The sequence below is a fragment of the Thermoclostridium stercorarium subsp. stercorarium DSM 8532 genome (assembly GCF_000331995.1).
Lineage (GTDB): Bacteria > Bacillota > Clostridia > DSM-8532 > DSM-8532 > Thermoclostridium > Thermoclostridium stercorarium.
In genome coordinates this window covers 2,192,300-2,218,766 of sequence record NC_020134.1, presented here as the reverse complement: position 1 = coordinate 2,218,766, position 26,467 = coordinate 2,192,300, and the positions used below count along the sequence as shown (strand labels likewise).

The window sequence follows — 26,467 nt, the reverse complement described above, 5'->3', positions numbered from 1 at the left end:
CATCTGTTTGTTGAGGGGGATAATATGTTAAAGGATTTGGCGTGGCAGATGTTTAAGAAAACAGGCAATATAGAATTCTTCCTTCACTATAAAAATCTTGACCGCAGCGGGAATAAGGATTTCAGTACGGAGGCAGCCGCCGATACGGATTTGGATGGTGAAAAATGCCGTATGTCAAAGCCCGGGGAATAGTTGTCCGGGAAGTCAAGGTTGGAGATTACGATAAAATTCTTACGGTGGTTACCGAGGAATTCGGGAAAATATCTGTTTCGGCGAGAGGGGTGAGGCGGGGTGGAAACCGTTACTCTGCCGGAACCCAGATTTTTTCTTACTGTGATTGGGTTTTATACAAAGGAAAAAATACATATGTACTGAATTCCTGCGAGATCATCAGCTCATTTTACGAGATAAGGCAGGATATGACTCTGCTGGCGTATGCCGCCCATATGCTCCGGCTGCTGAACGATGCCACATATGAGAACCAGCCTGCAAAAGATTTGATCACGGTTTTTTTGTATGCTCTTAGGGCGCTTTTAAATAAAAGGCGGACGCCGTCCCTTGTTGCACGGGCTTTTGCATTAAAGACCATCCAGATGATGGGGTTTGTGCCTCATGTTTCGGGCTGCTGTGTGTGCGGAACAAAGGAGATAAATGACATTTATTTTAATTTCAGACATTGCGGCTTTGTGTGTGAAAAGTGCAATACGACTCCCGATGATGCTCTTCGTGTTAAAACAGGTGCCGCCAAGGCGATAATATATGTACTTTGCGCCGAGCCCGCAAAGGTGTTTGACTTTGAGCTTGCCCCCGAGGTTTTAAAAAATTTTGAGGATATAGTTGACAGGTATGTCGACGACAGGCTGGAAAAGGAATACAGCAAAATGGACTTCCTGCAGGAAATATAGGACAGGTTCAGAAAGACGAAACTTGTACTTGTAATCGGGTGGTTGTTATGTTAAAATTGAATGGCACTGTATTTAACAGAGGAGAATAATTGGAGGTTTTAGAATGGAGATATTGGTCAATATCCTGCATATAATTGTCTGTATTGCCATTATAGTAATTGTTCTGATGCAGTCCGGGCGTTCTGCCGGCATAAGCGGTGCAATAGCAGGTGGTGCTGAAACCTTTTTCGGGAAAAACAAAGGCCGAACCATTGACGCGATACTGAACAAGTATACAAAATTTGCACTGGCGATATTTATTTTGACGTCAATCGTATTAACACTGTTGTTAAGATAAATGTTTTCTGCGGTAAGGAACTTATAGAGCCGTTCATGTATGATGCGGACGCGGCGGGACTGTACATGCTCTGTAGAAGTATGTATAGTCTTTTTATTTTAATCCGGATATATTTTATGAAAAGGAGGGTTAGCGATGCCCGAATTTAGGATCAAATCCAATTACAAACCTTCCGGGGATCAGCCCCAGGCCATAGAGAGACTGGTTGAGTCGGTACAAAAAGGAAACAAGCACCAGACCCTCCTTGGTGTCACAGGTTCGGGAAAAACGTTTACAATAGCCAACGTGATAGAAAGACTGCAAAGGCCGACTTTGGTGATTGCGCATAACAAAACACTTGCCGCGCAGTTATGTTCCGAGTTCCGCGAATTTTTTCCCGACAATGCCGTGGAATATTTTGTGAGCTACTACGATTACTATCAGCCCGAGGCTTATGTTCCCGCCACCGATACCTATATTGAAAAGGAATCATCGATAAATGATGAAATTGACAATTTGCGGCACGCCGCCACCGCCGCTTTGTTTGAAAGGCGGGATGTTATAATTGTTGCAAGCGTGTCGTGCATTTACGGCCTCGGTGATCCTGAAGACTACACTGAACTGATGCTGTCATTAAGGCCGGGCATGCAGAAAGACAGGGATGAAGTGATAAAGAAACTGGTAGACATGCAGTATACACGGAATGAAATTGATTTTAAGAGAGGTACGTTCAGGGTCAAGGGGGATGTTCTGGACATTTATCCGGCATCATCTTCAGGAACTATTATCAGGGTTGAATTTTTCGGGGACGAGGTGGACAGAATAACCGAGGTTGATCCTCTGACGGGTGAAATAATAGGAACTCGCACTTATATCGCGATATTTCCCGCATCCCATTATGCAACGACGAAAGAGAAAATGGAAAGGGCCATTAAATCGATCGAACAGGAGCTGGAAGAAAGACTGAAATATTTCAGGGAAAATAACAAGCTCCTCGAAGCGCAGAGGCTGGAACAGAGAACAAGATACGATATTGAAATGATGCGTGAAATAGGCTTTTGTCCGGGAATAGAGAACTATTCAAGACACATCAGCGGCAGGGCTCCGGGAAGTCCGCCGTATACCCTGCTTGATTATTTCCCGAAAGATTTCCTTGTGGTCATTGACGAATCCCATGTAACGGTTCCGCAGATTGGCGCAATGTACAACGGGGACAGGTCAAGGAAAGAAACCCTTGTTGAATACGGCTTTCGCCTTCCTTCGGCGTTTGACAACAGACCTCTTACTTTTGAGGAATTTGAGCGGAAGGTAAATCAGGTTATTTATGTAAGTGCAACGCCCGGGGAATATGAAAGGAAAAATTCGGCGGTAATTGTTGAGCAGATTATCAGGCCTACCGGACTGGTTGATCCGGAAGTGGTTGTTAAACCCGTAAAGGGTCAGGTGGACGATCTTATGGAAGAAATACGGATCCGGGTTGAACGTAACGAGCGGGTTCTGGTTACCACGCTTACAAAACGAATGGCCGAAGACCTGACCCAATATCTTGCCGATGCCGGGATTAAGGTACGGTATCTGCATTCGGATATTGATGCGATTGAGAGAATGCAAATAATAAGGGATTTAAGACTTGGGGTGTTTGATGTTCTGGTGGGCATAAACCTTCTCAGAGAAGGCCTTGACTTGCCTGAAGTTTCACTGGTAGCGATACTTGACGCCGACAAGGAAGGTTTTCTGCGTTCCGAAACTTCTCTGATACAGACTATCGGCAGGGCTGCGCGGAATGTGAACGGGAAGGTTATAATGTACGCCGATTATGTGACGGGTGCCATGGAGAGGGCAATCAACGAAACCAACAGGCGAAGGCAAATTCAGATGGAATATAACAGAAAGATGGGAATTACGCCGAGAACGGTTCAGAAAAACATTCATGACACCCTTGAGACGCTGAAGGCAGCCGAAACCGAAAAGGAATACGCCGCTGATTATAAAGAAATGCCAACAGAGAAACTGATAGAGAAACTCACCGCTGAAATGAAGGCTGCTGCTAAGGAGCTGGAATTCGAAAAAGCGGCAATGCTGCGCGATAGGATTAATGAATTAAGGAAGAAACTTCAGGAACAGGAAACGGGTTGAGTGAAGTGCCCGGTCTGTTCCTCTAATTTTTTGAACGACGGGAGACTGATATGAAAAACTCTTTGCTTCCTGCTGATGTTCACCACTCATGGTCGGATTTTCTGACCTGCGAGCGCATTAGGATGATAAATGATATTGCCGAAAAAATAGGGGAAGATGTTAATCCCGATTTTGAGAATATACTCCGTTTTCTTAGAGTGAATTTGGACAAGGTCAAAATTGTGATACTTGGTCAGGACCCGTATCCGGAAAAGGGAACGGCCACAGGCAGGGCTTTTGAAGTCGGGGGGCTGAAATCGTGGGATCAGCCTTTCAGGCAGGTTTCGCTTAAAAACATCATACGCCTGATTTACAAAAGCTATAACGGCATCACTGAATACGAATGCATTCCGCCATTCAATGAAATCAAAAAGGAAATAAAGAAAGGGAAGTTCCGCATCCTTCCTCCCGACAGGCTTTTTGAATCATGGGAGGAACAGGGCGTCCTGCTTTTGAATACGTCTTTCAGCTGCATCCCGAACTGCCCTGAAAGCCATGCCCCGCTCTGGAAGGATTTTACATGCCAGCTTATTGACTACATATCGGAAAAACATGAACTTTACTGGTTTCTTTGGGGTAAACGTGCATTAAGCCTGAAGCCGGTGATAAACAGGGGAATATTCTTTTTATCCCGGCATCCCATGCTGTGTTCACGCAAATATGAGGATGATTTTTTAAAGTCCTGCTGTTTCGCTGAAACAATGCATATCGTTAACTGGCTTGGAATTTAATGTACAACAGAATTTTCAAACATTTTATTCCGGCTCTTTGTAAGAATAATTTCACAACGCTCCGGTTACCTTAAGAAAAGAACATCGGCATAAAAAATATGCCTGGCTTGCAGCGTTGCGGTCCGATGCGCGGAAGACATAAAAATGCGCCTCGGAACCGCGAATGTACGTGACTGGAGCGTGTGGTATGATATTTAAGAGAGAAAAATCTTTTTTCAGATTTTGTTTTCCTGTTTTTGTTGTAATTGTATCGTTATATTTTTCCGTCATAGCATTTACGCCGAGTCAGATGACCGTTCTGGCCGGTGAAGAGTACCGGGTTGAATTTTTTTCACCGTTCAGGCTGCAGCTTGCAGCTGAAACGGGCGGGATACATGTACAGAAACTGGACGCCGGGGACAGAACGTCATTTTTCTCAATGCCGTATACCCTTAAGGGTACTCAATACGGACAGAACAGAATCCAATTGAGCCTTTTCGGGCTGGTTCCGGTAAAGGACATCACCGTCAATGTCATACCTGCCAGAGAACTTATTGTTTGCGGCAATACCGTGGGTATAAGACTGTATATTAAGGGTATTCTTGTGGTCGGGATATCAGGCGTTCTGACTTCCGAAGGGAAGGAAGTGCTGCCTGTTAAGGATACAGGCCTTGAACCCGGCGATTTCATTGTTGCGGTAAATAACAAAGAAGTGGAAAAAATTTCAGATTTGTCAAAAATAATTGAAGAATCGGGCGGAAAGGAAATCACGCTGAAATTTTTACACGACAATCGCCTGACCGAAGCAAAAGTTACACCCGTCCAAAGTGCCGAAGACGGGAAATACCGTATAGGGATTTGGGTAAGGGACAGCACGGCGGGAATAGGTACGTTAACATATATTGAAGAGGAGACCGGCAAATTCGGGGCCCTCGGTCACGGTATTACCGATATTGATACCGGGATTATGATGCCTGTTAAAACCGGTGAATTACTTAAGTCTTCAGTGTATGGAATAAGAAAAGGCCTTCAGGGAAGCCCCGGGGAACTTCAGGGGGATTTTCTGAAAAGCCCGGAAGTTATAGGGGAAATATACTGGAACACGGCTTTCGGGGTTTTTGGAAAAATAAATAAAGATTATATGGAAGAGATGAAAGGCCGAAAATACCCGGTCGGAACAAGAAGCATGGTAAAGGAGGGACCGGCGACGATACTGTCAAACATACACGGGGAGGAAGTTGAGGAATTTTCTGTTGAAATACAGAAGATTGCCCGCAAAAATCTTTCAGGTCCCAAAAGCATGATAATAAAAATAACCGATCCAAGGCTTTTAAGCGAAACCGGGGGCATTATCCAGGGAATGTCGGGCAGTCCGATTATCCAGGACGGAAGAATTATAGGCGCGGTAACCCATGTCCTTGTAAGTGATCCCACAAAAGGGTACGGAATTTTCATAGAAACCATGCTGGGAATGTATTAGCATTTATTCTTTTTTATAGTGTTTTTACGGCAAATATTGTATTTCACACCCATGCCGCGCGACCAGTGTCCAAAATCCAGAACACCCGACCCTCCCGCACCATATCTATACAAAAACAAAAACACTGTGGTATAATTCATAAGTAATATCCGATAACAGAAAATCTGCATATTAATTCCACATAAATTAAGAAAACAGAAGCGAGGTTTTGAGACACAGATGCCAGGAGATAGACAGAAAAGAATCAGAAACTTTTGCATTATCGCTCATATCGATCACGGGAAGTCAACGTTGGCAGACAGATTGCTGGAGAAGACCGGCGTTTTGACAGAAAGGGAAATGGCGGAACAGGTCCTGGACACAATGGACCTGGAACGTGAACGCGGGATTACGATTAAGGCCCAGGCCTGCAGAATGGTATACAAGGCGCAGGACGGGCAGGAATATATTCTTAACCTTATCGATACTCCGGGGCATGTGGATTTCAATTACGAAGTATCAAGGAGTATTGCCGCGTGTGAAGGGGCAATACTGGTTGTTGACGCGTCCCAGGGCATTGAAGCTCAAACCCTGGCAAATGTATATCTTGCGCTGGAACACAACCTTGAAATCATACCGGTTATTAATAAAATAGATCTTCCGGGAGCCCGACCTGATGAAGTAAAGCGCGAAATAGAGGATGTTATCGGCCTGGACTGCAGCGATGCGCCCCTTATTTCGGCCAAAAACGGAATCAATATTGACGCCGTACTTGAAAAAATAGTTGAAGTCATACCGCCGCCGCGGGGGGATGAAAGTGCGCCGCTTCGGGCATTGATTTTTGACTCCCTTTACGACAATTATAAAGGCGTAATAACTCATGTAAGAGTTATGGAAGGGAGCGTCAGAACAGGCGACGAAATTTTAATGATGAATACGAACAAAAGATTCATCGTAACAGAACTGGGGTATTTCCGGCCCGGAGGATTGATACCAGCTGACGCGTTGTATGCCGGGGAAGTGGGGTATATATGCGCAAGCATTAAGAACGTAGGAGACACCCGTGTCGGCGATACGATAACGCTGGCGTCGAATCCTGCAAATGAACCTCTTCCCGGGTACAAAAAGGCCGTACCGATGGTTTTCTGCGGTATATATCCGGCAGACGGTTCCAAATACATAGATTTGCGTGATGCTCTTGAAAAGCTGCAATTAAACGATGCTTCGCTGTTGTTTGAACCCGAAACCTCTGCGGCTCTGGGTTTTGGTTTCAGGTGCGGCTTTTTGGGGCTTCTGCATATGGAAATAATTCAGGAAAGACTGGAACGCGAATTTAACCTTGATCTGGTGACAACAGCACCAAGTGTTGTATACCGGGTGACGAAGGTCAACGGCGAAGTTCTTATGATAGATAACCCCACGAACATGCCTGAGCCGGGTTCGATAGAAAAGATGGAGGAACCCATAGTGAAGGCGACGATTATGACACCCACCGAATACGTGGGCAGTATTATGGAACTGTGTCAGGACCGTAGGGGCGAATACATAGGAATGGAATACATTGAAAGTACCCGGGCGGTTTTAACATACGAAATACCGTTGAATGAAATTGTCTATGATTTTTTTGACGCCCTGAAGTCCCGTTCAAGAGGATATGCCTCTTTTGATTATGAATTTAAGGGATATAAAGAATCTGACCTGATTAAGCTTGATATCCGCGTAAACGGCGAAGTTGTCGATGCATTGTCGTTTATTGTCCACAGAAGCAAAGCATACGCCAGAGGAAGAAAAATGGTTGAAAAGCTCAAGGAGACAATTCCCAGGCATATGTTTGAAATACCGATACAGGCTTGTATCGGTTCAAAAGTAATCGCAAGGGAAACTGTGAAGGCCTACCGTAAGGACGTTCTTGCAAAATGTTACGGCGGTGATGTTACAAGAAAGAAAAAACTGCTTGAAAAGCAGAAAGAGGGTAAAAAACGCATGCGTCAGATAGGAAGCGTGGAAATTCCACAGGAGGCCTTCATGAGCGTGCTGAAACTTGATACATAGGCGAGGAAAATGCTGAAAGATAAAACTCTTGGAATATATGTTCATATACCTTTCTGCATAAGAAAGTGCAATTACTGTGATTTTCCGTCATATCCCGGGCTGGATGCAATTTTCCGGGACTATACCCGGGCTGTGTGCAGAGAGATTGAAACGGTGGCATCTAAACATTCGGATATGACGGTGGATACGATTTTCTTCGGGGGAGGGACCCCGTCGGTCCTTCCTGCCGACTGCATTTCGGATATAATGAATTCCCTGTCTGCAAATTTTGAAATTTCGGAAGATGCAGAAATATCGATAGAGATAAACCCTGGCACGATAACCGGTGAAAAAGCGGAAGCATACAGGAAAATTGGCTTCAATCGCGCAAGCATTGGGCTTCAGTCGGCAAGCAACAACCTTTTGAGGTTTATGGGGAGAATACACACCGAAGAGATGTTTGAAGAATGCGTGAAACTGCTCAAAGGTTCAGGATTTCATAATATAAATGCCGATGTTATTTTCGGTGTCCCGACCCAGACAATGGAAGACTGGCAGGAAACTGTTGAACTGGTTCTTGAGAAAGGTGTGACCCACGTTTCGGCCTACAGTCTTAAAATCGAAGAGGGCACGCCGTGGCATGAGCTGAATGAAAGGGGAAAACTGCCCGCGGTTGACGAAGATTTGGAAAGGGAAATGTATTATTGGGTAATAAAAAAATTGAAAGATGCAGGTTTTAGGCATTATGAAATTTCAAATTTTGCAAAGCCGGGGTTTGAATGCCGGCATAACCTGAAATACTGGACGAACAGACCTTATTTGGGTTTTGGTTCCGCAGCGCATTCCTATATTGATGACGTCAGATATTCAAATGAAGAAAATCCCTGTGAATATATCGGAAGAATTGCTGAAGGAGTATTACCGGTAGCAAGCAGCGAGTATATCGGGGCCGAAGAGAAACTTTCGGAAAGGTTTATTCTCGGACTGCGACTGGTTGAAGGGGTAAGCCTGAAGGACCTGGAACGGGAATTTGGCAGTGAAGCCCTGAAAAAATATGATGAGACAATAAGAATGCTGGTTGGAAAAAATCTTCTGTGCTTTGAAAATGACATGCTGAGACTGACAAGCCTGGGGCTGGATTTTGCCAATCAGGTGTGGGCTGAGTTCTTAATGTAATGAGGATAAACGTATGAATACTTTCTGTTTTGAAAAAAGCACTACAGGGTATATTTGCCTGTAAGGGCTTTTTTATTATTTCTTCATAAGAAATGTAATTTTTTAACCTTTCATTTGAGATGCCGAAAATTCCCGACAGCCCTGCAAATGGAATAGAATGAGGAAGCTGATTTAACAGAAATCGGTTATGCAGACCGGAAGCTTCCTGTTCACTCGTCGGCTAAAAGAACTCAACCTGAACAACAGGAATAATTAATGAATTTTGCGAATATATAAATACTTAACCTACCTCTTGACAAAAAAAAGACAGGGTGGTATTTTTATTATAGCGTTTAGCACTCAATTGAAGAGAGTGCTAATAAAATTTAAAAGGGATTTTTTGGTGAAGTATTAATAACATATTAATAATATCGCGTTTAAAGTATAAACCGGGTACAGTGGGTATATTATTTTTGTAGAACAGTACTTGCTGAAGTTTCATATATATAGATAGCATTAACCATGTGGATCACTGCAATATACAATAGCCCTTCATGGTTAAAGGTACAGGGCTATTGTATGGAGGTGAGTTTCATTTGGAAACAACGTTAAGTGAACGTAAAAAACAAATATTGAAAACGCTTGTCGATGATTATATAAGAACCGCGCAGCCGGTGGGGTCAAGAACCATTTCAAGAAAGCATGAACTTGGGCTGAGTTCAGCCACGATCCGCAATGAAATGGCTGATTTGGAAGAAATGGGGTATATTTCTCAGCCCCATACGTCTGCGGGCAGGGTTCCCTCCGATAAGGGATACCGTTTTTACGTCGATCATCTGATGCAGGTTCAGGCTCTTAAAATGGAAGAAATAAGGCAGATCAGGGACGCGATTGAGCGTAAGATCAATGAAATAAATACACTTATTCGCCGTGCATCGGATATAATATCCAGTATTACAGGGTATGCGTCGGTTGCGCTTTCTCCCAGCCTTTCAAAGGCGTCGTTGAAGTCGGTACAGGTATTGCCGGTGGATGAGAAAAAGTTACTGATAGTTATAGTGACGAGCGCCGGTGTTGTGAAAAACCACGTTATTCGTGTCAATAATGAAATAGAGATAAATCATGATGCGCTTACGATACTTACAAATTATTTGCAGAAAAAGCTGAACGGACTTATAATTGAGAATATTGAACTTCCACTTATTAATGACGTGCAGACAGAAACCGGTGTTTCGGACGAAATTATAGATCCGGTGATGGAAGGTTTGAAAAAATGCATGCAGGAAGCGGACGACACCGAGCTGATAATGAACGGTATTACAAATCTGCTGAATCATCCTGAATTCAGCGACGTAATAAAGGTTAAGGAATTGTTTGAACTGTTTAATGAACAGCACACCATAAAATCGTTAATGAGTGCTGCAATGAAAAAAGGGAAAATTAATGTACAGATTGGTATGGAAAACGAGCATGAAGTAATGCGGGACTGCAGTGTGGTTACCACCGTTTATAATCTGGGGGATACTGAGCTGGGGACGCTGGGTATAATAGGCCCCACAAGAATGTATTACTCAAGGGTTTTTTCCGCAATGAATTATTTGAGGAACCTGATTAACAGTGAAATACTCAGAATTATAAACGATGAGTAAATAGGTTTATCGTACTATTGATGGATGGAAGGATGAATAAAAAATGATGACAGATGAAAAAAATCTGGGGAAAAATGAGGATTTTGCCGATGAAAATCAGGAGGTAAAAGTGAACACCGAAGAAAACGCGACAAATGAAAAAAGTGAAATTCAAAATGACAAAGTTCAAAACGACGTTGTGGAAGAGAAACCGGCGAATGAAAGCGGACAGGCCGGAAGCGCCGGAAACGACGGTGATAACGGCGGCGAAAAAATGAGCAGAGAGGAAGAACTTCTTGTTCAGAAGGACAAGGAGATTAATGAACTGAAGGAATATCTGCAAAGACTTGCGGCGGAATTTGACAATTACAAGAAAAGGACGAGAAGAGAAAAAGAAAAAATTTATGCTTCATCGGTGGCAGATGTGGTCTCTGCTTTTCTCCCGGTTGTGGACAATATTGAAAGAGCGCTGCAGGCTTCGGAAGGAAGCCTTGAAAGCATTCGCGAAGGCGTTGTAATGATTCACAGGCAGATGATGGATGTATTGGCGAAGCTGGGAGTAAAACCCATTGAAGCAAAGGGTAAGAAATTCAACCCCGATTTCCATGAAGCCATAGCCCATATAGAGGATGAGAGCTATGGCGAAAATGAAATAGTGGAGGAATTCGTAAAGGGATATATATATAATGACGAAACCGTTATACGCCATTCGGTTGTAAAAGTAGCGAACTGAGTGACTTTCTTTGACCTTTCAATATATATAAATTTTATTTTGTTGTAATTAGGAGTGATTGTATGCCGAAAGTAATAGGTATAGATTTGGGAACGACCAACTCATGTGTTGCAGTTATGGAGGGAGGAGAACCTGTAGTTATCCCCAATGCCGAGGGAAACAGGACGACACCTTCCGTTGTTGCCTTTTCGAAAACCGGTGAAAGACTTGTAGGGCAGGTTGCTAAGAGACAGGCAATTACCAATCCCGAAAGGACAATTATATCTATAAAAAGGAAAATGGGGACAAACACAAGGATTAAAATTGACGATAAGGAATACACTCCCCCGGAAATATCCGCAATGATTCTTCAAAAGCTGAAAGCGGATGCCGAGGCTTACCTTGGTGAAAAGGTAACCCAGGCGGTCATTACAGTTCCTGCATATTTCAATGACGCGCAGCGTCAGGCAACAAAGGACGCAGGAAGGATTGCAGGGCTTGAAGTTCTGCGTATAATAAATGAGCCTACGGCTGCGGCTCTGGCTTATGGCCTTGATAAGGAACATGACCAGAAAATCCTTGTTTTTGACCTTGGTGGAGGAACATTCGATGTATCCATACTCGAAATAGGCGACGGCGTTTTTGAAGTGCTGGCTACCAGCGGAAACAACCATCTGGGCGGTGACGACTTTGACCAGAGAATTATAGACTGGATGGCTGAAGAGTTCAAGAAGGAAACCGGAATTGATTTGAGAACCGATAAGATGGCAGCGCAGCGCCTGAAGGAAGCCGCTGAAAAAGCAAAGATTGAATTATCTTCCGTTACCAGCACGAACATAAATCTTCCCTTTATCACCGCTGATGCCAGTGGCCCGAAGCATCTTGACATGACACTTACGCGTGCGAAGTTTGAAGAATTGATAGCAGACCTGATTGAAAAGACAATGGAGCCCACAAGAAGGGCACTGGAAGATGCGGGGCTTAGTCCGGCGGACATAGACAAAGTACTGCTGGTCGGAGGCTCAACAAGAGTTCCCGCGGTTCAGGAAGCCGTCAGGAAATATCTCGGCAAAGAACCTTTCAAAGGCATTAACCCTGATGAATGCGTGGCAATCGGTGCTGCCATTCAGGCTGCGGTGCTTTCGGGAGAAGTAAAAGATCTGCTGCTTCTTGACGTTACGCCCCTTTCACTCGGTATTGAAACCCTTGGCGGCGTGTTTACAAAACTGATTGAACGCAATACCACGATACCCACGAAGAAGAGCCAGATATTTACTACTGCCGCTGACGGACAGACCAGTGTTGATATCCGTGTATACCAGGGTGAAAGGGAAATAGCCGCAGAAAATAAACTGCTTGGTAATTTCCAGCTGACAGGTATACCTCCTGCGCCGAGAGGAGTGCCGCAGATAGAGGTTACTTTCGATATAGACGCAAATGGTATTGTTCATGTATCGGCAAAGGACCTCGGTACGGGTAATGAGCAGAAGATAACAATAACGGCATCTTCAAACCTTTCCGAGGAAGAAATTCAGAGAGCTATCAAAGATGCTGAAAAATACGCCGAAGAAGACAAAAAGAGAAAGGAACTCATTGAAGCAAAGAACAATGCCGATTCAATGATTTATCAGACCGAGAAAACGCTCAGAGAACTGGGCGACAAGGTTGATGCCGCCGACAAGTCAAGGATAGAAACCGAACTGAATAATTTGAGGGAAGTTGTCAAAGGCAACGATGCAGCAGCCATCAAAGCCGCAACAGAAAAACTTTCGCAGGCGTTTTATGCTGTTTCGCAAAAGCTGTATCAGCAAAATCCGGGTGCCGCAGGTGCCGCAGGAGCGGGCGGGTTTAACCCGAATGCCGCGGGGGGAACGGGCAGCGGCGGCGGTCAGGATGATGTGTACGATGCAGACTATAAAGTGGTTGACGATGACAATAAGTAACTTTTCCGAACCACTTTATAAATCCCCATAACCGACAGCAAATTACACTGACCGGTATTTCACGAAAAACGAGTCAAAGGTTTTCCTTTGACTCGTTAATTATGATTATGGGTATTGTTTTTCCCGCAAAACTTAGAGAGTTAGAAAATGTTGAAGGCTTATTTGAAGTATGTTATAATCGATAAGCTACTTTAGCAGACACAACGGCGGCAGGGGGTGATAGGGTGCCCGAACAGAAGAGGGATTATTACGAAATATTGGGAGTAAGCCGTGACGCTGATGAAAACGAAATAAAAAAGGCATACCGGAAACTTGCGAAACAGTATCATCCTGACTTGCATCCCAATGATAAGGAAGCTGAAGCGAAATTTAAAGAAATAAACGAAGCTTATGCGGTTTTAAGCGACCCCCAGAAAAGAAAGCAGTATGACATGTACGGCCATTCCGGCGTTGACGGAACAGGATTTGAAGGTTTCAGTGGTTTCGGAGGGTTTGATTTCGGCTTTGAAGACATTTTCGATACCTTTTTTGGAGGCTCGCCTTTTGGCAGGACTTCTCACAGAAGGTCGGCTCCCAAAAGGGGTAGCGATTTAAAATATACTCTTGAAATAAGCTTTACTGAGGCTGCATTTGGAACAACGAAAGAAATAAATGTTACAAGGATGCAGTTATGCAATGTGTGTGGCGGTTCGGGCTCAAAACCGGGTACAAGACCCGAAACATGCCGGTATTGTAACGGAACGGGTCAAATCAGGCATGTGCATGCCACGCCTTTTGGTCAAGTGGTGAATATGCGGACGTGTGAGTACTGCCACGGAGAGGGAACGGTAATAACCAATCCGTGCAGTGAATGCCATGGAAGCGGAAGAGTTAAGAAAACATCTAAAATCAGCATAAATATACCCGCAGGAATTGACAACGGGCAGACCATATCCCTGAGAGGTGAGGGCGAACCCGGGTTTAACGGCGGTCCTCCCGGTGACCTGTATGTCAATATCAGAGTTAAACCTCATCCAATTTTTTCAAGAGAAGGCTATGATGTAATCTGTGAAATACCCATTACCTTTACTCAGGCTGCTTTGGGCGCCGAACTGGAGATTCCGACACTGGAAGGCACAATGAAATTCACGATACCCGAAGGAACTCAGACCGGAACGGTTTTCAGGCTGAAAAACAAGGGAATTAAGCATCTGCGTTCCAATGCGAGGGGAGATCAGCTTATAAAGGTACATGTGGAAGTTCCTACAAAACTTTCGGCAAAACAAAAAGAACTGTTGAAGCAGTTTGCTGAAATCAGCGGTGATGAGGTATTTCAGCAGAGAAAATCATTTTTTGAAAAAATGAAGGAATATTTTAACAAATGAAATTTTTAAGAAGAGGGAGTTTTTCTGTGAAGTGGCTTGAAGTGGCGGTTACGGTGGATCCGGAATATCAGGAGATGGTTTCACAGGTTTTGCTGGACCAGGGAGTTCAGGGCCTTGAAATAGTGGATCCGTATGCATTCAGACAGGTTCTTGACGAGAACAGATACCTTGATTATGCCGACGACGGATTAATTGAAAGTTACGGTGAAAAAGTTATAATTAAGGCTTATTTCAGCACCGACAGAGACGCGGAAAAACTGAAAAGTACTCTGAATGATGAGTTCATGCGTTTTTTGGGCCTGATTCCGGGTTATACGCTAAGAATACGTGATGATTCCGAGTGGAAGGATAACTGGAAAAAATATTATAAGACTTTTAAAATATTCGAAAGGGTTGTAATTAAACCAACCTGGGAAGACTACAGTAAAACGGGCGACGAAGTGATTGTGGAGCTGGAACCCGGAATGGCCTTCGGAACAGGGACTCATGAAACAACGCGGATGTGTGCGGAATTTCTTGACGAACTTGTAAAAGGGAATGAAAAAGTTCTGGATTTGGGCTGCGGAACCGGAATTCTGGGTATTATCGCCGCGAAACTCGGAGCGTCGGAAGTCACCTGTGTTGACATAGACGACGCCGCGTATAAAGCATGTATCGAAAATGTCCGAAAGAATCATGTTTCGGATAAAGTGCGCGTAGTATTGGGAGAACTGAAAAATATTGAAACCGAAAAGTACGATATTATAGTTGTCAATATCATTGCCGACGTAATTTTGTCATTGCTGCCCGAATTCAGGAAATACAGCGTTCCTGAAACCAAAATACTGTTGTCGGGTATAATTGCGGACAGGAGAGACGAAATAGCAAATGCCGTAAAAGAGCATGGTTATTGTCTGGTAACCGAAAAAAAACAGGGAGAATGGGTGGCAATGCAGATATGCACAGATTTTTAGTTTCACCTGAATCGATAAAAGATAATACAGTATATATTACCGGAGAAGATTTTAAACATGTGGTGCAGGTGTTAAGGTTCAAAGCGGGTGATCGTATACTGGTGTTTGACGGCACAGGGCTGGAATACGAAACAGAACTTGTATCGGTAGAAAAGGGAAAGGTAACAGGAAAGATAGTAAAGGCATATGCACCCGATACCGAAGCGAAAAAAACAGTAATTCTTTTTCAGGGAATGCCGAAGACCGACAAAATGGAGCTGATCATTCAGAAAACAGTGGAATTGGGAGTAAGCCGGATAGTTCCGGTGTATACCAGGTACTCCGTGGTCCGGGAAAAGGACGGAAAAATTGAAAGTAAACTTGATAGGTGGAACAGAATTTCCAGAGAGGCATGCAAACAATCACGGCGTGTTCTTGTACCGAGAGTTGAAAGGCCTGTTGACTATCACCAGGCTTTAAGAATGTGGAAGGAAATTGAATCAAATGAAAGCGCAGCTTGCTCTCTGGCGGTTTTCTGCTATGAGAATGAGGACAAAAATTGTTTTAAAGAGTTGCTTAAATGTTATAATATAGACTATATTAGAGCCGTAGGGATTTTTATCGGTCCCGAAGGCGGTTTTTCAGAAGAAGAAGTTCAGCTTGCTAAAGACTATGATATAATTCCGGTAGGCTTGGGGAAGAGAATTTTAAGGACCGAAACCGCTGCAATAGCAGTTTTATCCATTATAATGCATGAAATGGGAGAAATGCGCGTATGACGAAAGTATCATTTGTAATTGTTGATGATGCTATTTTTATGAGAACTTTGCTCCGTAAACTGATAGAGGAAATTGATGGTTATACTGTTGTTGCTGAAGCTTCCAATGGAAAGGAAGCAATAGAGGCGGCACAGAAGTATCAACCTGACATTATGACACTGGATATAACAATGCCCGAAATGGACGGAATAATGGCGCTTCCGAAAATCGTGGAAGTGAGCCCGAAAACACGGGTGATTGTTGTTTCGGCTATGGGGCAACAGTCCATTGTTATCGATGCAATTAAAATGGGCGCGAAAGATTTTATTGTAAAGCCTTTTGAGAAGTATAAGGTTTACCAGACCATACAGAATGTGCTGGCGCTTTAGTAAGAATATTTTTATGGACGTTATAAAGCGCCTTAAAAGTATTGGAGGATAAAAATGATTAGGAGCATGACCGGATATGGTTATTATAAATACCAGGACGAAAATGTCAGTATGGATGTTGAAATAAAAACGGTTAACCACAGATACTGTGATATATATATACGAATGCCGAAACAGCTAAGCTGTTTTGAAGACAAAATTCGCTCACTGATCATGAGCCGCATTCACAGAGGTAAAGTGGATGTGTTTCTGAACTGGGAAAACCTTGGAGAAGGTGTTAAAAAAGTAATACTCGATAAAAACCTCGCAGTTGAATACTATAATGCAATGACTCAGCTGTCCGAAGAGCTTCAGCTGAAGGATGACATTACGACATCGGTCCTGGCGAGATTTCCTGAAATACTCAGAATAGAAAAGAAGGAAGAAAATTCCGAACGGGTTTGGGCCATCCTTGAGCAGGCGGTTAATGAGGCCCTGAACCTTTTGGTCGCAATGCGCGAAGCCGAAGGTGAAAAACTGAAGGAAAGCCTTGTTGAAATGTGTAATAACATAGAAAATTACCGTTTGAAGATAAAAGAACGTGAACCACTGGTGATTGCTGAGTACAAGGAAAGGCTTTCAGCAAGGATTAAGGAACTTTTGGACAGCGATGTCGTGGACGAATCAAGACTTGCAATGGAAGTGGCCATTTTTGCGGACAAATGCAGCATTAATGAAGAATTGGTTCGTTTAAGAAGTCATTTGGATCAGTTCCTGGATATTTTGTCTATGGACGGACCGGTAGGAAGAAAACTGGATTTCCTACTGCAGGAAATGAACAGGGAAGTAAACACGATAGGTGCCAAGTCCAGTGATTTGGATATTACAAAAAGCGTCATTGAGTTAAAGAGTGAAATAGAAAAGCTGAGAGAGCAAATACAAAATGTTGAATGAACTATAAATTATCTCTTAATATGGAGGAGTAGACATGAAGCTGATAAATGTAGGTTTCGGAAACATTGTAGCTGCGAACAGGATTATTGCGATAGTAAGCCCTGAGTCGGCGCCGATTAAGAGGATTATTCAGGAAGCAAGAGATCGTGGCATGTTAATCGATGCAACCTATGGCAGAAGAACTCGAGCGGTAATAGTGACTGACAGCGATCATATTATTCTTTCCGCCGTTCAGCCCGAAACCGTAGCCCACAGGCTTGGAGGCAAGGTAAATGATGCGGTGGTTATAGGTGAAGAAGAGCAGGAGGTTAACGAATGAATCCCGGTCTTTTGGTAGTTGTGTCAGGACCTGCGGGGGTTGGAAAAGGTACGGTTGTATCCCGCGCACGGGAGAAGAATGGAGACATTGTTTTTTCTGTGTCGGTAACCTCACGTCTTCCAAGACCGGGGGAAAAAGACGGACAGAATTATTTTTTTGTTACCCGTGAGCGTTTCGAGGAAATGATCAGAAACGGCGAGTTGCTGGAATGGGTTGAATATTGCGGTAATTATTACGGTACACCGAAAGCGTACGTAGAACAGGAACTGAGTAAAGGCAATGTGGTACTCCTTGAGATAGAGGTCGAGGGTGCGAATAATGTCAAAAAAATGTATCCGGACTGTATTACGGTGTTTATAACGCCGCCGTCGCTTGAGGAACTGAGAAGGCGTCTGGAAAAACGCGGAACCGAACCGCCCGATGTTATAGAGAAGCGTATGAAGAGGGCTGTGGAGGAAATGAAACGACTGGACAAGTATGATTATGTGATTAATAATATATCGGTTGAAGAATCCGCCAGGCAATTGCTTGACATTATTGAAAAAGAACGCAAACGGACTAAAATATAAAAGCAAAAAAGGAGTGATAATGATGATAAACCCACCGTTATCGGATCTTTTGAAAAAAATAGACAACAGATATATTCTGGTTAATGTAACCGCGAAAAGAGCCCGTATGCTGAACCAGGGGACTCAGCCCTTGACATCCAAAACTTCTACGAAGGATGTTGTTACTGCGATAAATGAAATAAACGAAGGGAAAATCAGATACAGAAAAATAAAACGCTCAGGCAGCACGCAATAGTATTTAAGATATACATTTTTTAGGAGGAAAATATATGGCTGTAGAGAAAACCATGGAAAAAATAGTGGCATTATCGAAAAACAGGGGTTTCATTTTTCAGGGGTCGGAGATTTATGACGGTTTGGCCAACACATGGGATTACGGTCCTCTTGGAGTAGAGCTGAAGAATAATGTGAAAAGACTTTGGTGGAAAAAGTTTATCCAGGAGAATCCGTATAATGTGGGATTGGATACCGCAATACTGATGAATCCGAGAGTATGGGTGGCTTCAGGCCATGTGGAAAAGTTTTCGGATCCTAAGACCGACTGCCGCCACTGCAAGGCGAGGCATCGAGCAGACAAACTAATTGAGGAATGGAACAGGGCTCACAGCATTGATATGAAAGTTGACGGCATGAGTAACGAAGAACTCACCAGGTATATTGAAGAACATGACATAAGATGCCCGAACTGCGGAAAAAAAGATTTTACGCCTGTAAAGAATTTTAATCTTATGTTTAAAACCTACATGGGCGTTACCGAAGATTCCAAGGATGAAATATATTTACGTCCTGAAACGGCCCAGGGAATATTTGTAAACTTCAAAAATGTCCAAAGAGCCACAAGGAGAAAACTTCCGTTTGGTATCGGCCAGATCGGCAAGTCTTTCAGAAATGAAGTAACTCCGGGCAATTTTACCTTCCGCACAAGGGAATTTGAGCAGATGGAACTGGAATTTTTCTGTGAGCCGGGAAAAGATATGGAATGGTTTGAATACTGGAAGGAATTCTGCCGTAATTGGCTGCTTTCACTGAATTTGCGTGAGGAAAATATCCGGATGAGGGATCATTCGAAGGAGGAACTCAGCCACTACAGTAAGGCCACCACGGATATTGAGTATAAATTTCCGTTCGGCTGGGGTGAACTTTGGGGAATAGCCAACAGAACCGATTATGACCTGAAACAGCATATGGAGCATTCAAAGGAAGACCTGAGCTATTTTGATCCGACTACAAATGAAAAATATGTCCCCTACTGCATAGAGCCTTCGGTTGGAGTGGACAGGGTTGTGCTGGCGTTTTTGTGTGACGCTTACGACGAAGAGGAACTCGAAGACGGTGACGTACGCACCGTACTGCGCTTCCATCCTGCGCTGGCGCCGGTAAAAATTGCGGTACTGCCTCTTTCCAAGAAGCTTGGCGAATATGCTTTTGAGATATATAAAGAACTGATTAAATATTATAACTGCGAATATGATGATACCGGAAGCATAGGGAAGCGTTACCGCCGCCAGGACGAAATAGGGACACCCTATTGTGTTACTTTTGATTTTGATTCAGTTGAAGATAAGCAGGTAACCATACGGGAAAGGGATTCAATGAAACAGGTGAGGATACCTGTTGCAGAACTGAAGGATTATTTCTCTGATAAGTTTGACTTGACTTAAGTGATATATTCGGGGCAGAATTATTCTGCCTTATATATCACTTTAATTTTTTCTGTGCTGAATTTTTGAACCATAAAATAGCATGTACGGGAAAAAAGGATCGGTGTAGCATAATTTGCTTTTATGTTTATAAGTTTACACTGGTGCTGCCTATGCTATTATTTTAATAAAAAATTCCGAAATTTGTATATACTGGTTAGAATACAACAACAATTAAAGATGAAATATTTTCATATGGAATTAAAAAGTCATAAAAGGTATAGAGACTTAGGAGGGAAGAATTTATGGCTAAATATGTATATTTGTTCAGTGAGGGTAATGCCTCAATGAGAAACCTGCTCGGCGGTAAGGGAGCTAACCTTGCCGAAATGACGGGCCTCGGGCTTCCGGTACCCAGAGGGTTTACGGTTACAACCGAAGCATGTACGCGTTTCTACAACGACGGGAAGGTTATTGCAAAGGAAATAGAAGATGAGATATTTGCAACCCTTTCCAAACTGGAGGAAATAGTGGGCAAGAAATTCGGAGATCCAGAGAACCCGCTGCTGGTTTCGGTGCGTTCGGGCGCTCGTGTATCCATGCCGGGAATGATGGACACCATTCTGAACCTCGGTCTTAACGATGAAGTGGTTGAAGGGCTGGCAAAGCTTACCCAAAACCCACGCTTCGCATATGACAGTTACCGGCGTTTTATCATGATGTTTTCAGACGTCGTTATGGGAATTGACAGGATGAAGTTTGAAAAATTAATGGATGAAATTAAGGAGAAAAAAGGTGTTTCAGCCGATACCGAACTGGATGCCGGTGACATGAAGACACTTTCAGAACGGTATAAGGAATTGTATTTGAAAGAAATGGGCGTACCGTTCCCGCAGGATCCAAAAGTTCAGTTAATAGAAGCTGTCAAGGCAGTTTTCCGTTCATGGGAAAATCCGAGAGCTGTTGTTTACAGACGTCTCAACGATATACCTTCTGACTGGGGAACCGCGGTAAACGTACAGGAAATGGTATTTGGCAATATGGGCAATGACTCGGGAACAGGCGTTGCATTTACAAGAGACCCGTCCACCGGTGAGAAGAAGCTTTACGGAGAATTTCTGATGAATGCCCAGGGAGAGGACGTTGTTGCCGGTATCAGAACGCCGCAGCCCATTGATGTGCTGAAGGAAATAAATCCTGATGTATACAACCAGTTTGTTGAAATTGCAGAGAAGCTCGAAAAGCATTACCGTGACATGCAGGATATGGAGTTTACAATAGAGCATGGCAAACTTTTTATGCTTCAGACAAGAAACGGAAAGAGAACCGCTCAGGCGGCGCTGAAGATTGCCGTTGATCTTGTGAATGAAGGCATGATTACCAAGGAAGAGGCTCTGCTGAGAGTGGATCCGAAACAGCTGGATACGCTTTTGCATCCGCAGTTTGATCCCAAAGCTTTAAAAGCCGCAAAGCCGATAGCTAAAGGTCTTGCCGCATCACCGGGGGCAGCAACAGGAAAGATTTATTTCTCGGCGGAGGAAGCAGCCCAGGCCTATAATGCAGGCGAAAAGCTGATCATACTTGTACGCCTTGAGACATCACCTGAAGACATTGAAGGAATGCATGTATCACAGGGTATTTTGACCGGACGTGGCGGAATGACCTCCCATGCCGCTGTTGTTGCAAGAGGTATGGGCAAATGCTGCGTTGTAGGATGCGGTGAAATTATAATAAACGAAGAAGAGGGATATTTCATAGACAAAAACGGCAGGAGATACAATAAGGGAGACTGGATTTCCCTTGACGGTTCCACCGGTAATGTTTATGGTGAAAAACTGCCTACGGTGGCACCCGAAATGACAGGATATTTTGGAACACTGATGAAATGGGCAGATGAAGTCCGCGTACTGAAAGTCAGAACAAATGCCGACACCCCGAGGGATGCACAGCAGGCTTTGAAATTTGGGGCTGAAGGTATCGGGCTGTGCCGTACCGAGCATATGTTCTTCGACAGTGACAGGATAGGCGCGATGAGGGAAATGATTGTAGCCCGCACTGAAGAACAGAGGAGAAAGGCTCTTGAAAAACTGCTGCCGATGCAGAGATCTGACTTTGAGGAACTGTTCAGAGTTATGAAAGGATATCCGGTTACAATCCGTTTCCTCGATCCACCGCTGCATGAGTTCCTGCCCAAGGAAGAGGAGGACATTCAGGCCATAGCTGCTGAAATGGGAATTACGGCAGAAGAGTTAAAAGCAATAATAACCGAATTACATGAATTTAACCCGATGCTGGGTCACAGAGGATGCCGTCTTGCCGTCAGCTATCCTGAAATTGCTGAAATGCAGACAAGAGCGGTTATTGAGGCTGCAATAAATGTCAAAAAAGAAGGTCTGAATGTGGTTCCTGAAATTATGATTCCTCTCGTAGGCGACGTGAAAGAGCTGAAATATGTGAAAGACGTGGTTGTAAAGACAGCCGAGGCGATTATCAAGGAAACGGGTGTGGAACTTGAGTACCGGGTAGGTACAATGATTGAGGTGCCCCGTGCAGCAATAACTGCGGATGAAATCGCCAAGGAAGCCGAATTCTTCTCTTTCGGAACCAACGATTTGACCCAGATGACTTTTGGTTTCAGCAGGGACGACGCAGGCAAGTTTCTTGAAGAATATTACAGCAAGAAAATTTACGAGTTTGATCCCTTTGCAAAACTCGACCAGACCGGTGTCGGGGAATTGATCAGAATTGCGGCGGAAAAGGGACGCAAAACCAGAGCCAATATCAAGATGGGTATTTGCGGTGAGCACGGCGGTGATCCGTCTTCAATCGAATTCTGTCATAACGTTGGTCTGGACTATGTTTCATGTTCACCGTACAGAGTACCTATCGCAAGGCTTGCGGCCGCTCAGGCACAGGTGAGAAATCCAAGAAATAAGAAAGCTTAAAAACATTTCAATACAAAAAGGTACTGTCATATTATGGACAGTACCTTTTTTGTTCATTATTTTTATTCGCCGGACACTGAAAAAAGAAGCGTTATCCGATGACGGAGATCTTTATTTTTATAATTGACAAAGAAAATAGTTTGTGGTAAAATAAGGATCACAATTTTAACTGTAAAAAAACACAGTTTAATATCGGAGAAACCGTTGAACAAGAGAAGTAGGAATAATCACTTGCACACAGAGAGCCGTCGGTGGTGAGAGTACGGCTGCAAGCTTATTCTGAATGGACTTGTGAGGGAAGCCCGAAATCGAAAGAGAGTAGGCGCTTACGGGGGCCCTACCCGTTATCAGCGGGGTGCATATGTTGGTATGCAGGAACGAGTGGGTGCAGTAATGCGCCAATTTGGGTGGCACCGCAGAAGCTAAGGCTTTTGTCCCATTATCGGGATAAAAGCTTTTTTTATTATATAGCCTGGAATATTCCGGGGAAAAGCATAAACTCATTTTTAAAACCAAGGGGTGGTTAACGGTGACGTTTCTGGATTACGAAGAAATTGTCGAACTGGCGAAGAATTACAGCATAGTTCCGGTATGCAGGGAAATTTATGCCGACATCACAACTCCTATTGCGCTTTTGCAGAAAATTTCACGGATAAGCACAAGGTACTGTCTCCTTGAAAGCGTTGAAGGGGGAGAAAAATGGGGCAGATACTCGTTTATATGTTTCAATCCGGTCGCAAGTGTAAGCTGTAAAGACGGGGAAATTACTTTTGACAGCGGAGAAAAGACGGCATTTCATTCCGAAAACCCCTTTGACGTATTGAGAAAATACCTCGCAAAATACAGAGCCCCTAAAATTGACGAAATGCCTCCCTTTACAGGCGGATTTGTGGGTTATTTTTCATACGGCATGATAGGATATATCGAACCCGTGTTGAAATTGAGAAGCAGTGAATTCAATGATTTTGATCTGATGCTGTTTGACAAGGTCATTGCTTATGATCACCTGAAACAAAAAATAAGCATAATTGTGCATATGAACACCGATAATGTGGAGGAAAACTACAGAAAAGCCCTGGCTGATATTGAAGAGATAACTGATCTGATTAACCGGCATATTCCTCAGTCAAAAAAAGTGACAGAAAACAAACCGCTTTTTAAAAGCAATATGACGATGGAAGAATACTGCAATATGGTGGAAAAGGCAAAGGAATATATAAAAAACGGGGATATATTTCAGGTGGTGCTCTCAAGGCGTTTTGAGACCGAATATGAAGGCAGCCTGCTAAATGCTTACCGTGTACTCAGAACAACCAATCCGTCACCGTATATGGTATTTTTGCAGAAGGACGATGTACAGCTTATCAGCACTTCACCCGAAACATTGGTAAGGCTTAAGAACGGCAGGCTCACCACCCTTCCGATCGCCGGTTCCAGGCCGCGGGGAAAAAACGACGAGGAAGACAAGGCGCTGGAAAAAGAGCTTCTTGAGGACGAAAAAGAGCTGGCGGAACACAACATGCTGGTGGACCTTGCAAGGAACGATTTAGGGAAAATATCAAAATATTCCACGGTACAAGTAACAAATTATAAAATGATTCAACGCTATTCCCAAATTATGCATATTACATCCGAGGTTGAAAGCTGCATAAAAGACGGGAAGGACGCTTTTGACGCGGTCGCGGCGCTTCTGCCGGCGGGGACACTGTCCGGGGCTCCTAAAATTCGCGCCTGTGAAATTATTGAGGAGCTGGAGAAAGAACCAAGAGGTATATACGGCGGAGCAATAGGTTACATAGACTTTACGGGGAATATGGATATATGCATAGCCATACGTATGGCCGTTAAGAAAAACAACAGAGTGTATGTTCAGGCCGGAGCGGGAATTGTCGCCGACAGCATTCCCGAACGGGAATATATCGAAACCGAAAACAAGGCAAAAGCGGTAACAGAAGCAATTTTAAAAGCAGGCGAGGTGGAATGAAAAATGATCCTGCTTATCGACAATTACGACAGTTTTACCTATAACCTTGTTCAGCTTGCCGGAACTGTTAATCCTGATATCCGTGTGGTTCGAAACGATGAAGTGAGCGTTGAGGATGTGAAGGAAATGTCTCCCACCCACATTATTATATCCCCGGGGCCGGGACATCCGAAAAAAGCAGGAATTTGTGAAGAACTGATAATGGAGATGAAGGGGAAGGTCCCGATTCTCGGCATATGCCTTGGTCACCAGGCGATTTGTGAGGCTTTCGGAGCGTCAGTTGTGTATGCGAAAAAGCTTATGCACGGAAAGCAGAGCACCATACATATAGCCAACGGAAACAAAATATTCTATGGACTTCCGCCGGTTATCCGGGCTGCAAGGTATCATTCCCTGGCGGTGCAGCGGGATTCGCTTCCCGATGAACTTCTGGTAATCGCAGAGGATGAGAGCGGTGAGGTTATGGGGGTAAAACACAGGGATTACGAAATATACGGGCTTCAGTTTCATCCCGAATCCATCCTTACACCGAACGGAAATGTAATAATGGATAATTTTCTCAGGATTGGCGGTGAGCTTTATGATTAAGGAAGCAATACAAAAACTGCTTGAAGGCGAAAACCTGCCCTTTGAAATGACGAAAGCCGTGATGGACGAAATAATGAGCGGAACTGCCACCAATGCCCAGATAGCGTCGTTTATTACCGCTATGCGCATGAAGGGTGAAACAATAGACGAGATTACCGCATGTGCTGCGATTATGAGAAAATACGGAACAAAGCTGAAACATGACGGCGACGTTCTGGATATTGTCGGTACCGGCGGAGACAGGGCGTATACTTTCAACATATCCACCGTTTCGTCAATTGTCATATCCGCCGCCGGAGTGCCCGTGGCAAAGCACGGCAACAGGAGTGTCTCAAGCAAATGCGGAAGCGCTGACGTACTCGAAGCGCTGGGAGTGAAAATTGATATACCGGTTGAAAAAAGCGAGAGAATTCTCAAAGAAATCGGAATTTGTTTCATGTTTGCCCCATATTATCATTCGTCAATGAAATACGCCGCGCCTGTAAGAAAAGAGCTGGGCGTGCGCACAATTTTCAATATTCTCGGGCCGCTCGCAAGTCCGGCCAATGCAGCTTATCAGTTACTGGGAGTTTATGATGAAAATCTGGTTGAGCCTCTTGCCAGGGTGCTGTCAAACCTCGGCGTGAAAAAGGCCATGGTTGTGCACGGGCACGACGGCCTGGATGAGGTAACCCTGACCACGTCTTCCACAGTCTGCGAGGTTAACAACGGACATCTTAACAGTTTTTTCCTTGATCCGCGCCAGTTTGGCTTTGAATATTGCAAACCCGGGGACCTGACGGGTGGAGGGCCCGAAGAAAACGCGGAAATTGCAAGGAAGATACTCGGCGGCGAAAAAGGCCCGAAAAGGGATATTGTGCTTCTGAACTCGGCCGTTTGCCTTTATATGTTTTACAATAATATGACATTAAGGGAATGTGTGAGACTTGCAGCCGATACAATCGACAGCGGCAGGGCAATGGAGCAGCTTGAAAGGTTTATCAGACTGTCAAATGAGGACTGAAAAGGGTGA

Annotated in this window: 24 protein-coding genes and 1 other annotated feature; all 24 genes read left to right on the top strand. The window is 44.0% G+C overall.

The features are described from left to right. The first annotated feature begins 24 nt into the window (after positions 1-24). Complete coding sequence (locus tag CST_RS13255) at positions 25-192, top strand: YqzL family protein (RefSeq protein ID WP_015485085.1); 168 nt, start codon at positions 25-27, stop codon at positions 190-192. Then, the gene (gene recO / locus CST_RS09550; protein ID WP_015359693.1) at positions 165-905 is read left to right on the top strand and encodes a DNA repair protein RecO; all 741 of its coding nucleotides are present in this window, start codon (positions 165-167) and stop codon (positions 903-905) included. Before CST_RS13255 ends, recO begins: the two co-directional genes overlap by 28 nt. 103 nt (positions 906-1,008) lie before the next feature. Beyond that, the gene (gene secG, locus CST_RS09545) at positions 1,009-1,242 is read left to right on the top strand and encodes a preprotein translocase subunit SecG (protein ID WP_015359692.1); all 234 of its coding nucleotides are present in this window, start codon (positions 1,009-1,011) and stop codon (positions 1,240-1,242) included. Between the two features lie 135 nt (positions 1,243-1,377). Next, positions 1,378-3,357 carry an excinuclease ABC subunit UvrB gene (uvrB, locus tag CST_RS09540; RefSeq protein ID WP_015359690.1) on the top strand — a complete coding sequence of 660 codons (1,980 nt, stop codon included), beginning with the start codon at positions 1,378-1,380 and terminating at the stop codon, positions 3,355-3,357. A 50-nt stretch (positions 3,358-3,407) separates the two neighbouring features. Further along, positions 3,408-4,127, top strand: coding sequence for a uracil-DNA glycosylase (locus tag CST_RS09535; protein WP_015359689.1), 720 nt, complete (start codon positions 3,408-3,410; stop codon positions 4,125-4,127). Between the two features lie 187 nt (positions 4,128-4,314). Further along, a complete protein-coding gene (gene spoIVB, locus CST_RS09530) occupies positions 4,315-5,586 on the top strand; it encodes a SpoIVB peptidase (RefSeq protein WP_015359688.1) in 1,272 nt (423 codons plus the stop codon). 219 nt (positions 5,587-5,805) lie between these two features. Beyond that, complete coding sequence (gene lepA / locus CST_RS09525; protein WP_015359686.1) at positions 5,806-7,617, top strand: translation elongation factor 4; 1,812 nt, start codon at positions 5,806-5,808, stop codon at positions 7,615-7,617. Positions 7,618-7,626: 9 nt separating this feature from the next. Beyond that, the gene (gene hemW / locus CST_RS09520) at positions 7,627-8,772 is read left to right on the top strand and encodes a radical SAM family heme chaperone HemW (RefSeq protein WP_015359685.1); all 1,146 of its coding nucleotides are present in this window, start codon (positions 7,627-7,629) and stop codon (positions 8,770-8,772) included. A 575-nt stretch (positions 8,773-9,347) separates the two neighbouring features. Next, on the top strand, positions 9,348-10,400 hold the full coding sequence (gene hrcA, locus CST_RS09515; protein WP_015359684.1) for a heat-inducible transcriptional repressor HrcA: 1,053 nt from the start codon (positions 9,348-9,350) through the stop codon (positions 10,398-10,400). A 43-nt stretch (positions 10,401-10,443) separates the two neighbouring features. Further along, positions 10,444-11,112, top strand: coding sequence for a nucleotide exchange factor GrpE (gene grpE, locus CST_RS09510; RefSeq protein ID WP_015359683.1), 669 nt, complete (start codon positions 10,444-10,446; stop codon positions 11,110-11,112). A gap of 62 nt (positions 11,113-11,174) precedes the next feature. Beyond that, positions 11,175-13,034: a molecular chaperone DnaK gene (dnaK, locus tag CST_RS09505; protein WP_015359682.1), complete on the top strand. Its 1,860-nt coding sequence runs from the start codon at positions 11,175-11,177 to the stop codon at positions 13,032-13,034. 224 nt (positions 13,035-13,258) lie between these two features. Beyond that, a complete protein-coding gene (gene dnaJ, locus CST_RS09500) occupies positions 13,259-14,398 on the top strand; it encodes a molecular chaperone DnaJ (protein WP_015359681.1) in 1,140 nt (379 codons plus the stop codon). Between the two features lie 26 nt (positions 14,399-14,424). Beyond that, a complete protein-coding gene (prmA, locus tag CST_RS09495; RefSeq protein WP_015485084.1) occupies positions 14,425-15,351 on the top strand; it encodes a 50S ribosomal protein L11 methyltransferase in 927 nt (308 codons plus the stop codon). Next, entirely contained in the window at positions 15,336-16,109 is a 774-nt protein-coding gene (locus CST_RS09490) for a 16S rRNA (uracil(1498)-N(3))-methyltransferase (RefSeq protein ID WP_015359679.1), read from the top strand. The genes prmA and CST_RS09490 overlap by 16 nt, the downstream gene beginning before the upstream one ends. Further along, entirely contained in the window at positions 16,106-16,477 is a 372-nt protein-coding gene (locus tag CST_RS09485) for a response regulator (RefSeq protein ID WP_015359678.1), read from the top strand. Before CST_RS09490 ends, CST_RS09485 begins: the two co-directional genes overlap by 4 nt. A 54-nt stretch (positions 16,478-16,531) precedes the next feature. Beyond that, complete coding sequence (locus CST_RS09480) at positions 16,532-17,410, top strand: YicC/YloC family endoribonuclease (RefSeq protein WP_015359677.1); 879 nt, start codon at positions 16,532-16,534, stop codon at positions 17,408-17,410. Between the two features lie 34 nt (positions 17,411-17,444). Further along, on the top strand, positions 17,445-17,729 hold the full coding sequence (remA, locus tag CST_RS09475; RefSeq protein WP_015359676.1) for an extracellular matrix/biofilm regulator RemA: 285 nt from the start codon (positions 17,445-17,447) through the stop codon (positions 17,727-17,729). Further along, a complete protein-coding gene (gene gmk, locus CST_RS09470) occupies positions 17,726-18,298 on the top strand; it encodes a guanylate kinase (RefSeq protein WP_015359675.1) in 573 nt (190 codons plus the stop codon). Before remA ends, gmk begins: the two co-directional genes overlap by 4 nt. 19 nt (positions 18,299-18,317) lie before the next feature. Then, on the top strand, positions 18,318-18,533 hold the full coding sequence (rpoZ, locus tag CST_RS09465) for a DNA-directed RNA polymerase subunit omega (RefSeq protein WP_015485083.1): 216 nt from the start codon (positions 18,318-18,320) through the stop codon (positions 18,531-18,533). 34 nt (positions 18,534-18,567) lie between these two features. Further along, entirely contained in the window at positions 18,568-19,959 is a 1,392-nt protein-coding gene (locus CST_RS09460) for a glycine--tRNA ligase (RefSeq protein WP_015359674.1), read from the top strand. Between the two features lie 284 nt (positions 19,960-20,243). Further along, complete coding sequence (gene ppdK, locus CST_RS09455) at positions 20,244-22,883, top strand: pyruvate, phosphate dikinase (protein WP_015359673.1); 2,640 nt, start codon at positions 20,244-20,246, stop codon at positions 22,881-22,883. Between the two features lie 195 nt (positions 22,884-23,078). After that, positions 23,079-23,325 (top strand) — a binding site (T-box leader). 87 nt (positions 23,326-23,412) lie between these two features. Then, positions 23,413-24,867 (top strand): anthranilate synthase component I, encoded by a 1,455-nt coding sequence (gene trpE, locus CST_RS09450; RefSeq protein ID WP_015359671.1) that lies wholly within the window; start codon positions 23,413-23,415, stop codon positions 24,865-24,867. Between the two features lie 3 nt (positions 24,868-24,870). Further along, positions 24,871-25,455: an anthranilate synthase component II gene (locus tag CST_RS09445; protein ID WP_015359670.1), complete on the top strand. Its 585-nt coding sequence runs from the start codon at positions 24,871-24,873 to the stop codon at positions 25,453-25,455. Beyond that, on the top strand, positions 25,448-26,458 hold the full coding sequence (gene trpD, locus CST_RS09440) for an anthranilate phosphoribosyltransferase (RefSeq protein WP_015359669.1): 1,011 nt from the start codon (positions 25,448-25,450) through the stop codon (positions 26,456-26,458). The genes CST_RS09445 and trpD overlap by 8 nt, the downstream gene beginning before the upstream one ends. Positions 26,459-26,467 lie beyond the last annotated feature (9 nt).